The organism is Methylovorus menthalis, from assembly GCF_020523625.1.
Lineage (GTDB): Bacteria > Pseudomonadota > Gammaproteobacteria > Burkholderiales > Methylophilaceae > Methylovorus > Methylovorus menthalis.
The window spans coordinates 254,579-269,718 of the sequence record NZ_JAJAQH010000006.1; the positions used below are offsets into that span (position 1 = coordinate 254,579).

Annotated in this window: 12 protein-coding genes and 2 tRNA genes; 3 read left to right on the plus strand and 11 right to left on the minus strand. The window is 51.7% G+C overall.

Annotated elements, in window-relative coordinates; genetic code table 11:
- The first annotated feature begins 185 nt into the window (after positions 1-185).
- A complete protein-coding gene (locus tag LG204_RS06995; protein ID WP_230336596.1) occupies positions 186-1,922 on the plus strand; it encodes an AIPR family protein in 1,737 nt (578 codons plus the stop codon).
- Between the two features lie 36 nt (positions 1,923-1,958).
- On the opposite strand, the gene LG204_RS07000 is transcribed toward LG204_RS06995, so the two are convergent.
- The gene (locus tag LG204_RS07000; RefSeq protein ID WP_230336597.1) at positions 1,959-4,580 is read right to left on the minus strand and encodes an AAA family ATPase; all 2,622 of its coding nucleotides are present in this window, start codon (positions 4,578-4,580) and stop codon (positions 1,959-1,961) included.
- 16 nt (positions 4,581-4,596) lie between these two features.
- The gene (locus LG204_RS07005) at positions 4,597-5,343 is read right to left on the minus strand and encodes a restriction endonuclease subunit S (RefSeq protein ID WP_230336598.1); all 747 of its coding nucleotides are present in this window, start codon (positions 5,341-5,343) and stop codon (positions 4,597-4,599) included.
- A 46-nt stretch (positions 5,344-5,389) separates the two neighbouring features.
- Between LG204_RS07005 and LG204_RS07010 the strand changes: the two genes are divergently transcribed.
- Positions 5,390-6,361: a tyrosine-type recombinase/integrase gene (locus LG204_RS07010; protein WP_230336599.1), complete on the plus strand. Its 972-nt coding sequence runs from the start codon at positions 5,390-5,392 to the stop codon at positions 6,359-6,361.
- Positions 6,362-6,373: 12 nt separating this feature from the next.
- On the opposite strand, the gene LG204_RS07015 is transcribed toward LG204_RS07010, so the two are convergent.
- The 6 genes from LG204_RS07015 to recA all read right to left on the minus strand — a co-directional run bounded on the left by LG204_RS07015 (position 6,374) and on the right by recA (position 12,244).
- A tRNA-Arg gene (locus tag LG204_RS07015) sits at positions 6,374-6,450 on the minus strand.
- A 69-nt stretch (positions 6,451-6,519) separates the two neighbouring features.
- Positions 6,520-6,613 (minus strand) — tRNA-Ser (locus LG204_RS07020).
- Between the two features lie 62 nt (positions 6,614-6,675).
- Entirely contained in the window at positions 6,676-7,899 is a 1,224-nt protein-coding gene (locus tag LG204_RS07025) for an aspartate kinase (protein ID WP_230336600.1), read from the minus strand.
- Positions 7,900-7,977: 78 nt separating this feature from the next.
- Complete coding sequence (alaS, locus tag LG204_RS07030) at positions 7,978-10,602, minus strand: alanine--tRNA ligase (RefSeq protein WP_230336601.1); 2,625 nt, start codon at positions 10,600-10,602, stop codon at positions 7,978-7,980.
- A 30-nt stretch (positions 10,603-10,632) separates the two neighbouring features.
- On the minus strand, positions 10,633-11,229 hold the full coding sequence (locus LG204_RS07035) for a regulatory protein RecX (RefSeq protein WP_230336602.1): 597 nt from the start codon (positions 11,227-11,229) through the stop codon (positions 10,633-10,635).
- Positions 11,210-12,244, minus strand: a complete 1,035-nt coding sequence (gene recA / locus LG204_RS07040) for a recombinase RecA (protein ID WP_013442912.1) — start codon at positions 12,242-12,244, stop codon at positions 11,210-11,212. Before recA ends, LG204_RS07035 begins: the two co-directional genes overlap by 20 nt.
- Before the next feature lie 282 nt (positions 12,245-12,526).
- Between recA and LG204_RS07045 the strand changes: the two genes are divergently transcribed.
- Positions 12,527-12,832, plus strand: a complete 306-nt coding sequence (locus LG204_RS07045; RefSeq protein ID WP_230336603.1) for a hypothetical protein — start codon at positions 12,527-12,529, stop codon at positions 12,830-12,832.
- Between the two features lie 103 nt (positions 12,833-12,935).
- Here LG204_RS07045 and LG204_RS07050 read toward each other — a convergent pair whose 3' ends face one another.
- From LG204_RS07050 to LG204_RS07060, 3 genes are all read right to left on the minus strand, one after another.
- Entirely contained in the window at positions 12,936-13,436 is a 501-nt protein-coding gene (locus LG204_RS07050) for a CinA family protein (protein ID WP_230336604.1), read from the minus strand.
- The gene (locus LG204_RS07055) at positions 13,409-13,903 is read right to left on the minus strand and encodes a phosphatidylglycerophosphatase A family protein (protein WP_230336605.1); all 495 of its coding nucleotides are present in this window, start codon (positions 13,901-13,903) and stop codon (positions 13,409-13,411) included. The genes LG204_RS07050 and LG204_RS07055 overlap by 28 nt, the downstream gene beginning before the upstream one ends.
- A gap of 91 nt (positions 13,904-13,994) precedes the next feature.
- Positions 13,995-15,089 (minus strand): PEP-CTERM sorting domain-containing protein, encoded by a 1,095-nt coding sequence (locus LG204_RS07060; RefSeq protein ID WP_230336606.1) that lies wholly within the window; start codon positions 15,087-15,089, stop codon positions 13,995-13,997.
- Between the last annotated feature and the right edge of the window lie 51 nt (positions 15,090-15,140).

Consider the following 15,140-nt stretch of genomic DNA (forward strand, 5'->3'; position numbering starts at 1 on the left):
TTCAAAGCACATTAACAAACAGTCACTTACGACGTCTGCGAATTCAATATTTAACTACATTTAGTGTGATTGTTAGCAAATTCAGTATCGTTTTGTTACGATTTCCCTACAAAAGCAGGTAAGGTTGTGTTTGGGTAGTTCAATAAAATTGCTCTGAGAAAATCGGTAGCAAAATAGGGGAGCGTATGTACACAAAGATTACGGCGGATATTGCCCAAAGCTATTACCAGCAGAACTTCCCCAATGATGGCCAGCGCTTTGTAGCTTGGTATGTACGCAATATTCACGGTCAAGATTCTAGTCAAGCACGCTATTGCATTACAGATGGGGCTGATGACAAGCAGATAGATGCCATCGTAGTGGATGATGACGCACAGGTAGTTTACGTTGTGCAAGGCAAGTTTATAGGCGCTGGTACAGTTGATGCGTCCCCACTACGGGAGGTCCTGTCGTCATGGATACAACTAAAAGATTTGTCTGCACTACAGGAAAACGCCAACGTCAGACTAAAGCAACGGCTAATGGATTTATCAGCAGCGCTCGAAGATGGATATGACATTCATTTCGAACTGATCACCACTGGTGAACTAACCGAAGCTGCACGCAGTGACTTAGCGGTCTTCCAAAGGGAAATGGCCGAAGCTGACGATCTCCCATCAACGTTGACTTTAATCGATACCGATGAGTTACAGCGTCGATATGAAATGGCACTGGAAAAAGAAAATCCTTACCTAAAGCATCGACTCACGTTGGCTCCAGGAAAATTTATGAATATGGAGATTGCTGGTACGGCTGTGGTCGTGGCAGCAATTCCATTGAAGGATTGCTTAGCATTCCCAGGCATCAAAGATGGCGCTTTGTTCCAGAAAAATGTGCGTCAATCTTTAGGGCTGAGCAATAACGTCAATAAGCAAATCAAGGCGACCATTTATGGTGATCGCCATCGAGATTTCTTTTTCTTCCATAATGGGATTACCGCGATTTGCTCGCGCCTTGAGTTAAACGGTAACGAGCTTAATCTGCAAGGGCTGAGTGTGGTCAATGGCTGTCAGTCACTGACTACAATTTTGTCCTGTAGTGAAAAGGTGAAGAAACTAGACGACACCTTCGTGATGTTTCGCTTCTATGAAATCCCCCAGCATGACCGTGCAGACCGGATCAGCATCTCGACCAATTCTCAATCTACGGTTAAACCGCGCGACCTGCGTAGTAACGACAAACGGGTGCTGGCTCTTAAAAAGACTTTCGAGCAACGCTATCCAAACGGCCAATTTCTCTCCAAGCGTGGTGAACTGGCACAGGCAGGGAAAGAAGCACTTCGAGTGGTTGATCTCGGAAGCTTAGGCAAGCACCTAATGGCTTGGCATTCGCAGCGCCCAAACATTTCGTACAGCGAAACCAAAATCTTCGACAAGTATTTCGAGCAGCTATTTAAGCGCGACTACACCCCAGAGCGCATTGCAGCCCTCCATGACTGGATGCATCTGATATACAAAGGCTGGGGTAAAGATAATCCTCATGGCTTTAACGAAACTCTTTTAGCCATGCGTTCATATGCCCCTTTCCATCACCTTTACGCAGTGTCAATGTGCTTTGCTGTGGCTAGTAAACATATTGACCGAGTGCCCGTGCCTGATATTGCATGGCAGCAGGCGGAAACAAAAGGCATTGCAGATTGGGTAATTTCCGTAGCAGCAACCGCGCTCAATTTCGCACTGGAGACGGCTGCTAATGAACTCCAGCCCGGCGGCAAGGTGTTCAGTCCTGTTAACTGGATTAAGACCAAGACTTGCTTAAGTGGTATTACGAATGCAATACAGATGCAGTTAATGATGATGCCAAATATACCTGGGGGGAAAGAAAAACGAGATTCACTGATGTTAGATGCAGAATCGTTCGAGTATCGCTGGCAAGCGGATTGAGGGAACGAATTTGTATGGAAGCATGGTCCGGAACTTCTACGTTAAGGCTGCGTCAAGCTGCTCTAAATTCGCAATAATGGTTTGAACAGTATTTCTATCGAATTCGGCTCTGTCGTTTTCCTCATGTGTTCCTTTATTGAGATAGCGCCACTCACGTGATTCCCCATTCAGCCCCAATAATGTATCGATGGGGGTAAAAACTGAATTCTTGTTCGGATCTGCAAAATCATTTTTTCCAATTTTGCTCTTCAGTTGTTCTGTGAGGTTTCTGAGTTCAATAGGTGCTGAGGATGAGCGCAATTTTAGGCTTAGGGTGCCATCCCCATACCTAGTGACATATCTCCAAACTTTATTTTTTGTCAATGATTCAAGTGCTTGGCGCGACTTAGCAAGAGCCTCTCTGATTTCATTCCGATTTATGTGTCCACGAGCTGCAAGAATGTAGTTTCGAGGAGCGCAATTAAAGTCGACCCGTATATGCGGATCGCCCAAACGAGGTAAGAAGCTAAAAGACTTGGCTTGACTAGCAGCCTGAGCAGGCAACAGATTCTGAATGTCCTTAAAGAATTCTTCTCCATGACAAGTCAGGAGTATCTGTTTGTCTGAAAAATATTGATCCTCAAACAACGTTCGCCGAATCGACTCCCTATGATCATCGTCAATGGCGTTTACAGGGTCATCAAATATTAATACCGGAGCATTCTCTTTAAGGTTTTTTGCCAGCAATATTGCCAGCCCAAGGCAACGTATATGCCCTTCACTCAGAACGTGTAGGGCGTCATAGAGTTTGTTGGGTTGGTTTTGGAAGGCAATTTTCAGGCGCTGGTTCTGGGCCAATGGTAGCGTAACGTTTGCTAATAGCTCAGTATGCGCATCATTCCGATTAAAGGCGTTATAAAGGGCTACGACTGTTTCTCCAAGGTCTGCGACTAGCTGTGCAGGGAGATTATTGCTGTAATCGTTCAGTTTTCTGACAAATGTTACATAGGCGGAAGTGATCGCCTGGTTCCTCGATATCACGGCTTTTTCTGCTTCAACATCTGTAATCAGCTGGACATTTTCATTTTGAAAATTGTCGATCAGTTGTTGGACGGAAGCTATGGTTGCATTGGCTGTCTGCCTTCTAGTTTGAAGCACTGTAATTTGGTGCGCATATTCTCGCAGCTTGTTTAGTTCAATTTGCTTATTGCTTCTTTGTTGTGCCGCCTGATCGATCTGTTTGTCACTCTCTTCAAGGTGTTGAACCTGCGAGGCTAAATGCTGCCATGGGGTAAAGCCGTCAGATATTTTGTGGTGTAAAGAATCCCACCAATGAATACTAGGTTGCCCGTTATTTTCCACTTCATATGATTTGATAGGGTTGTTTTGCGGGTAGCTCTTCAGACAAGTATTTAATATTTGGGAAAGGTGGAACAGGGATTGTTTTGCACTTTGCTCAAGTTGCCCAGCATCATGCTGGATGGCAGCCAATTGCTGAAGTTTTTGCAGCTCTTGGTCTGCATTGGTATAAGGGTTTATGGCAACTTGGGCTAGCGAAGTTTTGCATGCTGGGCATGCGCTTGGACTACTTGGTTGTACTTGAGTGACCGCTTCATATAGTTTTTTAAATGACACCTGCTGGCTTGCAGCAGCTAGCTCTTGCTGTTTTCCATTCATTTCTTGGATGGTTGTGGCAATACTATTGCCCAACGCTTCCAACGCGACCCTGGTTAGATTACTTTTGGTTGCAATAGGCTGTTGCAGCTCAATCTCAAGGCGCTCTATTGTTCCAGGTGTTTCGTCACTCCCATTTAGTTCTAGCACCATTTGGCTAAAGTTGGCACCTTCTCTATATTGATTAGCCAGCCTTACTTCCTCAGAAGCAATTATTTGAAGATCATTGTTACTGCTCTGAGTTTGTTGTCGTGCACCAGACAGTGCCTGCTGCTTCTGTACGAGTAGTGATGCTTTTCGTCCTACAATATCTATGTATCGGTCATCAATTTCTGCTGTGAAGTTGTGAACAAACTCGGTAAACGATTCCAGGCCAAATAAGGTGGAAATCAGCTCAGTCTGTTTTGCAGGCGCCTGGGCTGCAATTCGGGAAAAGCTGTCGATACGGTTCTTTTCGACAAAGCAAAAGCGATATGCAGTCTCGTTTGAAGTAACAGCTATTTCATTCCCTTGGCCATCATCCGCGTAGATGTCTGGGGGTGAGAACTGGTCAACGTAAGCATTCTTCAAGTATTCGTTTTGATCGCGGAAACGTTTACTGTCAGCTTCTACAACATTACCCAACAAGCCATATTCCAGAGCTTCGCAGAAGCTTGATTTACCCGTCCCATTGGGGCCATAAATCAATACTAGGCGACTTGCCAGATCAAAAACTTCCTGTCGAGCAAAGCCACGAAAGGGGCCAACCGTCATACGTTTAAGCTGGGAGAACTTTGCTACCTGCTCTTCATCGTTTTCTGGGATTGGTTGGATATCGGGGCTAATTGCCTCCCAATTTGTTTGTGCTAGAGCAACAAGCCGTCTGATCCGCTGGCCTTGATAAGTGCTCAGTGGCACTAACTCATCTAAATTAGCTGCAACTAAATTGGCAATTTTACGGACAGCTTCAGGTATTGATGGGGTGTTTAATATTTGTAAAAAACGAAAGTACTCAGACCTGATCATAGAACCTCTCCCCTCCTTACTTTAAGGTTACCTGTCCGTTCATTAGCATGGGTAAAAGCCAATCTCGAAGTTTGATGAGTTCTCGATTTTCAAGGCTTCTTTCGAAAATCATCTTGTTGTAGTTCGTTACTACGTCGTCATACATCTTTAGCAGCTCTGGTGTTGGGTATGCCAGTGTGAGAGAGTGCAGGTCGTTTTTCGTGATAGAGCCAAATGTTGTGCCTTCAGAGTTGCGACGATCAAATACTTGCTTGAAATATTTCATGACATAGAAAAGAAAACCGTCCGAACCGGATTTGCTGTTAAGCGCCGCTAAACCACGCCCGATGCAACAATCACTGTTGGCTATGTTCATATCGCCCACAGGGGCTCGAACACTCAACAAAATATCGCCTTTCTTTGCTATTCGGGCTGGAGAAGTTGTGTATTGGCGCGTGGCCGGAAAGAGCCATCCAAAGTCCGTTGACCCTTGGAAGAAAACTGTACCGTTTCCTTCTTCATTGTATGAGCTGCCTTCTGGAGATTGCCCCATGGTGATATTGGCAATTTGTGACAAAGTTTTGTTACTCCATCCCTTCGGTATTTCGCGTTTCAGGGTTGGGTTGTATACCATTTTTCCGCCTGAGGTTTTGTAGGGCTTGCCATTGGTGTCAGGGAAGTCGAACTGTACAAACCAGTAGTCGTATAGGGTTTTGGCCATGGTTTCCAGTTCGGCGTTGATGGAGTTGTTGAGGTCGATTTTTTCGTCGATATTTCTCAGCACCTTGGAGATTTTTCTTTGTAAGTCTATAGGGGAACTGCATGATCGCTTGAAAGCGCAAATGTGGGACCAAAAAAGGCTCGGTGTTAAGCCGCGCCGCACTTGGCAGGAAGCAGTGTTGCGTTATTTGTCTGAGAAGTCACAGAAAACGACATTGGATGCAGACAAGTCACATTTACGTTGGCTTGATCCATTTATGCGTGGAAAGTGCCTGGAGGAGATCAACCGTGATCTGATTGCAGAAATCACTGCTGCTCGTCAGGAACCATATGAGATCCCACGCAAAAAGGGTCCACCGCGTTGGATTGACCCAAAGCCGACAACTGTGAATCGCACATTGGAAATCATACGTGCCATTCTTCGTAAGGCGCGAGATGATTGGGAATGGATAGCTAACTGCCCTAATATTCCAATGTTGAAGGAACCAGCAAAGCGGGTGCGATGGATCACCAGAGAGCAAGCGGAAATATTGTTGGGTTTGTTGCCGAGACATCAGCAGCCAATGATGATTTTTGCACTGGAGACCGGATTGCGGCGAAATAATGTGACGCATCTGGAGTGGTCTCAGGTTGATCTGGAACGGCGCGTTGCTTGGATACATCCTGATCAAGCAAAAGCTGAGAAAGCTATCGGCGTCCCGTTGTCAGATCAGTCTGTCGTTCTCCTTAAGGGGCAAGAAGGGAAACACTCAACATGGGTGTTTCCATATCGTAGTAAACCTGTAACGCAGACATCAACTAAAGCGTGGCGGGATGCAGTAACAGCAGCTGGAATTGCCGCAGGTTTTCGGTGGCACGATCTTCGGCACACCTGGGCAAGTTGGCACGCCCAAGATGGAACGCCGTTGAACGTGTTGCAAGAGCTAGGCGGCTGGGCTTCTGCGGAGATGGTGCAGCGTTATGCACACCTCTCAACTGAGCATCTAGCTCAATGGGTAAATCGTCGTACTGGGTTGCGCGTAGGACAAGGTACTGACGTTTTTACTACGGAAAAGAAAAAGGCCACCGAGGTGGTGGCCTAATTCCTTGATGTATGGTGCGCCCGAAGAGATTCGAACTCCTGACCCCTTGGTTCGTAGCCAAGTACTCTATCCAGCTGAGCTACGGGCGCGTGAGGCGTGCATTATACAAGAAGCAGGATTTTATTCCAGTAAAACTTGATGATGTGCCTTTAAAACTTTGGCGGAGAGCGAGGGATTCGAACCCTCGATACAGGTTTAAGCCCGTATGCTTCCTTAGCAGGGAAGTGCCTTCGACCACTCGGCCAGCTCTCCGCACGAGGGCGTAACAATACTTGATTACGCCCCAAAAATCAACGCTCGTGGCGCTTATCTTTTTAAGCCTCTTCCAGATCAAATGCTTTATGCAGAACGCGGACGGCGAGCTCCATGTATTTTTCGTCAATGACGACGGCAATTTTGATTTCGCTGGTGGAAATCATCTGGATATTGATGCCTTCTTCGGCCAGGGTGCGGAACATCTGGCTGGCGATGCCTACGTGCGAACGCATGCCGACACCGACCACGGATACCTTGGCGATTTTGTCGTCGCCCACGATTTCGCGGGCATTGATGTGGGCTTGTACGCCGCGCAGGATGTCCAGGGCCTTGCTCAGCTCATTTTTATGAACGGTGAAGGTGAAGTCAGTGGTGCCATCGGCGCTGACGTTCTGGATGATCATGTCGATGTCGATATTGGCATCGGCGATGGGGCCGAGGATCTGGTAAGCGATGCCTGGGCGGTCGGGCACGCCGAGCACGGTCACTTTGGCTTCGTCGCGGTTAAAGGCGATGCCGGAGATGATAGGTTGTTCCATGTTGTCATTTTCCTCAAACGTAATCAGGGTGCCGTCGCCTTCTTCTTCAAAGCTGGACAGCACGCGTAACTTGACCTTGTATTTGCCTGCAAACTCGACCGAGCGAATCTGCAATACCTTGGAGCCCTGGCTGGCGAGTTCCAGCATCTCTTCAAAGGTAATGGATTTGAGCCGGCGAGCTTCGGGTACCACGCGCGGGTCGGTGGTGTAGACGCCGTCTACATCGGTGTAGATCTGGCATTCATCGGCCTTGAGCGCAGCGGCAATCGCCACGCCAGTGGTGTCTGAACCACCGCGGCCCAGGGTGGTGATGTTGCCGTGCTCATCCACGCCCTGGAAGCCTGCAACGACCACCACATAACCTGCATTCAGGTCAGCGCGGATGCGCGACTCATCAATATTCAGGATGCGGGCCTTGGTAAAAGCGCTGTCGGTGACAATACGCACCTGGCTGCCGGTGTAGCTCTTGGCCTTGAGGCCCAGGTCCATCAGCGCCATGGCGGTGAGGCCGATGGTGACTTGTTCGCCGGTGGAGACCATCACATCCAGCTCGCGTGGGTCTGGTGTGGGCATGATTTCCTTGGCCAGGGCAATCAGGCGGTTGGTTTCGCCGGACATGGCCGAAACCACGACCACGACTTGATGACCAAGCGCTTTGTAGCGCGCCACGCGGCTCGCCAGGTTCTTGATACGCTCTGGGTTGGCGACTGAAGTGCCGCCGTATTTTTGTACGATAAGTGCCATGTGTCTTGTAGCCTAATTAATTAAACTGCAGATGCGCGCCTTTACCGACAGGGCGTGAGGCCTTGTCGATGCGGGAGCTTAATTCAACTTTGCTTTTACCCAGCCTTCAACGCTGCTGAGCGCCTGTGGCAATTTGCTGGCGTCGGTGCCGCCTGCCATTGCCATGTCGGGTTTGCCGCCACCCTTGCCGCCCACTTGCCCGGCGACGAAGTTGACCAGTTCGCCTGCTTTTACCTTGGCGATCAGATCAGCTGTCACGCCAGCTGCCAGGCTGACTTTGCCGTCGTTGGCACTTGCCAGCACGATGGCAGCCGATTTCAGCTTGTCTTTCAGCTTGTCCATCGTCTCGCGCAAGGTATTGGCATCTGCGCCTTCCAGCGTGGCTGCCAGCACCTTGATGCCGCCGAGGTCCACCGCCTGATTCACCAGATCATCCCCTTGCGATGAAGCGAGCTTGGATTTGAGTCGGGCGAGTTCTTTTTCTAGCGTTTTGACGTTGTCCATCAGTTGGCCCAGTTTGGCCGGGACTTCGCTGGCGGGCGCTTTCAGCTCTGCGGCGATCTGACCCAGCAGGGCTTGCTGCTGCTGCATGAGCTTCAGCGCATTTTCGCCAGTGGTGGCTTCCACGCGACGCACGCCTGCGGCCACGCCACTTTCGCCGGTGATCTTGAACAGGCCGATATCGCCGGTGCGGCTGACATGGGTGCCGCCACACAGCTCGCGTGAGCTGCCAATATCCAGTACGCGGACTTCATCGCCGTATTTTTCGCCGAACAGCATCATGGCGCCGGTTTTCTGAGCATCATCAATGCCCATCACGCGGGCCTGAGTGGCTTCATTAGCCAGAATTTCAGCATTGACAAGCGCTTCTACCTGACGAATTTCGTCGTCGGTCAAGGGCGCGGTGTGCACGAAGTCAAAGCGGGTTTTTTCGCTATCCACCAGCGAGCCTTTTTGCTGCACGTGGCCGCCCAAGACTTCACGCAGGGCTTTGTGCATGAGGTGGGTGGCGGAGTGGTTGCGCATGGTGGCAGCGCGGGCGCGGGTGTTGACGCGGGCTTTCAGGCTATCGCCCTTGCTCAGTTTGCCGGTGGTGACCACGCCATGGTGGCCGAATACGCTGGCTTGTACTTTCTGGGTATCTTCCACGCTAAAAATGCCATCGTTGGCGCGCAACTCGCCGCTATCGCCCACCTGACCGCCGGATTCGGCATAGAACGGTGTATTGTCCAGCACGACCACGCCAACTTCGCCTTCGCTCAGGCTGTCGACAGCCGCGCCGTCTTTGTACAGTGCCAGCACCAGCGCGTCGCTTTCCAGTTTTTCGTAGCCATGGAACTGGGTGGCGGCACCTTCGTATTCCAGGTTGGCGGACATCTTGAACTTGCCAGCGGCTCGTGCCTGATCTTTCTGGCGCGCCATGGCGGCGTCAAAGGCGGCGGCATCCACGGTAACCTCGCGCTCGCGACAAACGTCAGCGGTCAGGTCCAGCGGGAATCCATAGGTATCATGCAACTTGAAGGCGGTTTCGCCATTGAAGGTCTTGCCACCCTTGGCGGCGATGTCGGCCAGTTCGGTTTCCAGAATCGCCATGCCGTTTTCGATGGTTTCAAAGAAACGGTCTTCTTCCTGCTTCAGGGTATCCATCACGCGGGTCTGGTTGCTGACTAGCTCGGGGTAGGCTTCGCCCATTTCGATCACGAGGTCCGGCACCAGCTTGTAGAAGAAGGCAGCGCGCACGCCCAGCTTGTAGCCGTGGCGAATGGCGCGGCGGATGATGCGGCGCAGCACATAGCCGCGGCCTTCATTGCCGGGAATCACGCCATCGGCAATCAGGAAGCTGCAGGCACGGATGTGGTCGGCCAAAACTTTTAGCGAGGGGCTGTCGAGGTCGGTCGTTTTGGTTTCGCGGGCCGCGGCCTTGATCAATGCCTGGAATAGATCAATCTCGTAATTGGCATGCACGCCTTGCAGCACGGCGGATATACGCTCCAGACCCATGCCGGTATCCACCGATGGCTTGGGCAAGGGATGCATCACGCCTTGTTCATCGCGGTTGAACTGCATGAACACGTTGTTCCAGATTTCGATGAAGCGGTCGCCGTCTTCTTCCGGGCTGCCGGGAGGGCCACCCCAGATGTGCGCACCGTGATCGTAGAAAATCTCGGTACAGGGGCCGCAGGGACCGGTGTCGCCCATCATCCAGAAGTTGTCGGAGGCATAGCGCGCGCCTTTGTTATCGCCAATGCGGATAACGCGGTCGGCAGGCACGCCCATTTCCTTGGTCCAGATGTCGTAGGCTTCGTCGTCTTCGGCGTAGACCGTGACCAGCAGTTTTTCCTTGGGCAGCTTGTAGACTTCGGTCAACAGTTCCCAGGCATAGGTAATGGCATCGCGCTTGAAATAATCCCCAAAGCTGAAGTTGCCCAGCATTTCAAAGAAGGTATGGTGGCGGGCGGTGTAGCCGACGTTTTCCAGGTCATTATGCTTGCCGCCTGCGCGTACGCATTTCTGGCTGCTGGCTGCGCGGGTATAGGGGCGCTTGTCAAAACCCAGGAATACATCCTTGAACTGGTTCATGCCCGCATTGGTAAACAGCAGGGTAGGGTCGCCATGCGGTACCAGTGAACTGGATGCCACGACCTGATGCCCCTTGGACGCGAAAAAGTCCAAAAACTGCTGACGTATTTCTTTGCTCTTCATGTTGTGCCTTATGCTTGGCAGCGCAGTGCGCTACCTGTCTTCACTGTCTGTTGTTTCGACGTTCTTACCCGCGGTTATCACCCGCTTGATGATGTCCATGCTGAAGCCACGGCTTTGCATGAATCTTGCCTGCTTCGCCCATTCTTCGCGGCTGGCTGGCAGCTGCGAAAATTTCTTGCGATAAATCTGCAGTGCATGACTGAACTCATCCTGTTTTACCTGCTGCATGGCTTCGGCAATCAGCGTGTCATCCACGCCTTTTTGCTTGAGCTCATGCGCAATGCGCATGCTGCCAAACTTCTGCTGGCGCGCATGCACCACCTGCTCGGTAAAGCGTTGCTCGGATAACCAGCCACGCTGTTTGAAGTCCTGCAGCAGCTGATCCACGTGCTCTTCCAGCTCGTCGTCTGGTATTGCCTGCTGCTCAGGCTCATCTGCCTGTGCTACTACATCGGCGTCTGCCGAAAAATCTTCAGCATCTTGCCGGGCAACGCGTTTTCGGCCTGGCTGCTGGGGTTTGCGCATCAATTTGCGTTTCAATTCCAGCGCCGTATGCTCGCGCCTCGCCAGCAAGGCGAGGGCGCGTTCGCGCAGCGCGGTGAGGGCTTTACTCTTCGCCGTCGTCATCCGGTGCGACGGTCATGGCTGCACCGGCTAGATTGGAATTGGCGCGGATTTTGGCGTCGATTTCGTTGGCGATGTCAGCATGCTCGCGCAGGTATTCGCGCGCATTATCCTTGCCCTGACCAATCTTTTCACCCTTGTAGCTATACCATGCACCGGATTTCTCAACCAGTTTCAGGTTAACGCCCATCTCGATGATTTCGCCTTCGCGCGAAATGCCTTCGCCGTAAAGAATATCGAACTCAGCCTGCTTGAATGGCGGGGCGACTTTGTTCTTGACGACTTTGACCCGAGTTTCGGAGCCAATCACTTCATCACCCTTCTTGATCGCGCCAGTGCGGCGGATATCCAGGCGTACCGATGCGTAAAACTTCAGGGCGTTACCACCGGTGGTGGTTTCCGGGTTGCCGAACATCACGCCGATCTTCATGCGGATCTGGTTGATGAAGATCACCAGGGTATTGGTGCGTTTGATATTGGCCGTCAGTTTGCGCAGCGCTTGCGACATCAAGCGGGCTTGCAGACCCATATGGGAGTCACCCATTTCGCCTTCGATTTCGGCTTTTGGTGTCAGTGCAGCTACCGAGTCCACCACCACGATATCCACCGAGCCTGAACGCACCAGCATGTCGGCGATTTCCAGAGCTTGCTCGCCTGTGTCAGGTTGCGATATCAGGAGGTCGGAGACGTTAACACCGAGCTTTTGTGCATATTGCGGGTCGAGTGCGTGTTCGGCATCGATAAACGCTGCGGTGCCGCCCATTTTTTGCATTTGAGCGATGACAGACAGCGTCAGTGTGGTTTTACCGGAAGATTCCGGACCGTAGATTTCAATAATGCGGCCGCGAGGCAAGCCGCCAATGCCCAGCGCGATGTCGAGGCCGAGCGAGCCGGTCGATACGGCCTGAATGTCGGCTGCGACATCCGTATCGCCCATGCGCATGATAGAACCTTTGCCGAATTGCTTCTCGATTTGCGAGAGGGCTGCGGCGAGCGCTTTGCTTTTGTTTTCGTCCATGAATCTGCCTTTGTTGGTGTGCCTGATAAAGCCTGTAATTATTTCATAATTCAGTACTTAAGGTAAGCAAAGACGCGCATTGCTGTCGCCTTTCCGCTCTGCAGACTCAAGATAAATGACATGCATCACGGCAAGCGAACCTCATGCGCTGAATACGGTCATAGGTACACAACGGTTGTGTATAAAAATAAACGTATTGAGTTTTAAAGCGGTAAACAGAATTCGGGGCAAACACGTTTTTAAGCATGACTTCCACGCCATGGAAGTGATGAGGAGATGAAAATGAGATTATTCAAACGCTTGCTGCTGGGGTTGACGCTGACACTGGCTAGCATGGGTGCCGCCCACGCCCACGATTCTTTCAGTATTGGTCTGAACATTGGTGGGCCAGGTTATTACGGCCCGCCTCCCGGTGCTTATTACGCACCGCCGCCTGTAATTTATCGCGCACCGCCAGTTGTGTATTTCGGGGCACCACCGCCGGTGTACTACCGGCCATATGAGCCACGCATTTACTATCGGGAATATTATGATGGGGGTGGAAGACACCATCATCATGACCGTGGTCGCCATGGTGGCTGGCGCTAACAAGGGCTGCGTTCGCCCAGGATGTAAAAAAGCGATTGCTCGAAAAGCAGTCGCTTTTTTTCATGCCTGCTTCCTAGGCGAGTGTGATGCGTTTGGGCTACGCTCAGGCCTGCATGGGCTGTTTGAGGAGTTGCAGCAACCCCTCAAAAACCGCTTGTACAGCCTGCGCCCGGATTTGTTGGCGATTGCCACTGAAATGGCGGGTGGTGCTGACAATATTACCCGGTGTGGCCCAGGCAAAGCACACCATGCCCACCGGTTTGGCCTGCGTGCCGCCGCCGGGACCGGCTATGCCGGTAATCGCCGCTGCGATATGGGCGCGACCGCGATGTAACGCCCCGTGGGCCATTTCAATCGCCGTCTGTTCGCTTACCGCGCCATAAGTCTCCAGCGTCGCCGGATTAATCCCCAGCATGCTGATTTTTGCTGCGTTGCTGTAAGTGATATGCGCGCTCTCAAACCAGGTCGAGCTGCCCGGAATCTCGGTAATCAGGCTGGCGGCCATGCCGCCTGTACAAGACTCCGCCAGCGATAGCAGCAAGCCTTGCTGTTGCAAGGTGTTGCCCAAGGTGCGCGTCAGCTCCAGTAGTTCAGCTTTATCCATAAGCCGCCTTGCAAAAAGGCAATGGCATACCCTGCTGCCAGCAAGTCATCCAGCATGACTCCCAGGCCGCCCTTGATATGTCGATCGCTCAGGTTGATGGGAAAGGGTTTCCAGATATCGAACAGACGAAACAACAGGAATGCGGCAAGCCATGCCTGCCAGCTCAGCGGCGTGAACTCCAGCACCAGCATGAAGGCCACAATCTCATCCCAGACGATGCTGCCGTGATCAGAGGCGCCGAGCGCCTTGCCCGCAATGCCGCAGATATAGATGCCCAGCAGAAACATGCCGGCGAGAATGAGGTAATGCAGCGGCTCGGCCAATTGCATCAGGCCGATAAAGCAGGGGATGCCCACCAGTGTGCCCCAGGTGCCGGGCGCCTTGCGTGGCAGGCCACTGCCAAACCCCAGCGCCAGGAAATGCGCCGGGTGTCGCAGCAGAAAATGACGGTCGGGCCAGTGGATCAATCTTTATTCCTGAATGACATGCATGATTGATCATCATAGCGCATTCATCTCAGGTGCTGCCAACCCTGGCAAGCATATGAAGTGCGCTAGCTTATTGGGTAGGGCGTCTTCGCCAGGCTACCATCACCCCAATCAGCAGCATCAGCCATGTACTGGGTTCAGGTACCGCGCTGATGGGTTTGAGCAGAAACAGCTGAGATTCCCCTGAAAGGGTGTTGTTCATGATACCTACTATCCATCCCAGTTCATTGATGTCTGTCGCTTTGCTGAGTATCCAGCCACTCGCCAGAATAGCCGGGTCTACCAACAGATTAAGGTCCAGCACCTGCCCGGCATGGAAAGAGACTGCGCGGTCATTCGAGTCACCTACCGCGATCCCGGCCTCATTGATTTTATAGGCATTGCTATAGTCGGAGGCACCCAAGGTGCCAAGATCCAGCATGCTGCCGTTTTCCCATAAGGTGGCATGCAATCCGGCTTCGTATTCCGCCTGGCCGATCACCTGTCCGGCGTTATTGATGTCATTCGCTATACTCTGCCAATAAGCCACAATGTTGTTATCCACATCCGTGATCACTCGGTTGTCCAGCAGCTGCATGCCAGAGGCGGTCCATAATGTTGCTTGGGCGGCGGTGATCTGTTCATGCGTAATGGCTTGGCCGACCGCATCTCCCACATCATTAAGCCCCTGCAGCGTTGCCCTTCCATAATAGGTACCAGACCCTAATGTGAGGCCTTCTAACAAGGGGTAGGCAAACTGCTGATTCTCTGCATATCCCACCCAGTGGCCATGGTTGTTTATGTCGGTCAGGGTGCTTCCCCGGGATGCGCCATCATCGATGCCGGTGGGGGTAGTGCCATTCCAGACGACCGCACCCATATACATGCCCGTGGTCGTTGATGAGCCTACGGTTTGCCCGAGATTATTAATGCCAGTGACGTAGGCATATCCAGGTCCGGAGTCAAATGAGCCAAGTGGGTTAAGGTAGCTCCAATTGCCTGACGCACTGCGAACACCGTTGCTGACGGCTATATCCCCCAGGTCATTGATAAATGGGGTGGCGTAGGGATTGGTTAAGCTGGAGTTGTAAATCGAGGTGAGGTTGTAACTTGGAGCAGCCTGCAGATTGCCGACGGACGCCAGCAGCCCAATAAGGCTTAGTGCAATTCCAGAAATCACTTTCATGATAAGTCTCCCCGGATAACGCAAGAAACTGATCGTATGCCTGTCTGAAAT

Excerpts from the sequence above, each read along its gene's own strand:
- LG204_RS07060 (WP_230336606.1), bottom strand. The coding sequence starts at position 15,089 with ATGAAAGTGATTTCTGGAATTGCACTAAGCCTTATTGGGCTGCTGGCG.
- LG204_RS07025 (WP_230336600.1), bottom strand. The coding sequence starts at position 7,899 with ATGGCACTTATCGTACAAAAATACGGCGGCACTTCAGTCGCCAACCCA.
- LG204_RS07045 (WP_230336603.1), top strand. The coding sequence starts at position 12,527 with ATGAGATTATTCAAACGCTTGCTGCTGGGGTTGACGCTGACACTGGCT.
- alaS (WP_230336601.1), bottom strand. The coding sequence starts at position 10,602 with ATGAAGAGCAAAGAAATACGTCAGCAGTTTTTGGACTTTTTCGCGTCC.
- recA (WP_013442912.1), bottom strand. The coding sequence starts at position 12,244 with ATGGACGAAAACAAAAGCAAAGCGCTCGCCGCAGCCCTCTCGCAAATC.
- LG204_RS07000 (WP_230336597.1), bottom strand. The coding sequence starts at position 4,580 with ATGATCAGGTCTGAGTACTTTCGTTTTTTACAAATATTAAACACCCCA.
- LG204_RS07035 (WP_230336602.1), bottom strand. The coding sequence starts at position 11,229 with ATGACGACGGCGAAGAGTAAAGCCCTCACCGCGCTGCGCGAACGCGCC.
- LG204_RS06995 (WP_230336596.1), top strand. The coding sequence starts at position 186 with ATGTACACAAAGATTACGGCGGATATTGCCCAAAGCTATTACCAGCAG.
- LG204_RS07050 (WP_230336604.1), bottom strand. The coding sequence starts at position 13,436 with ATGGATAAAGCTGAACTACTGGAGCTGACGCGCACCTTGGGCAACACC.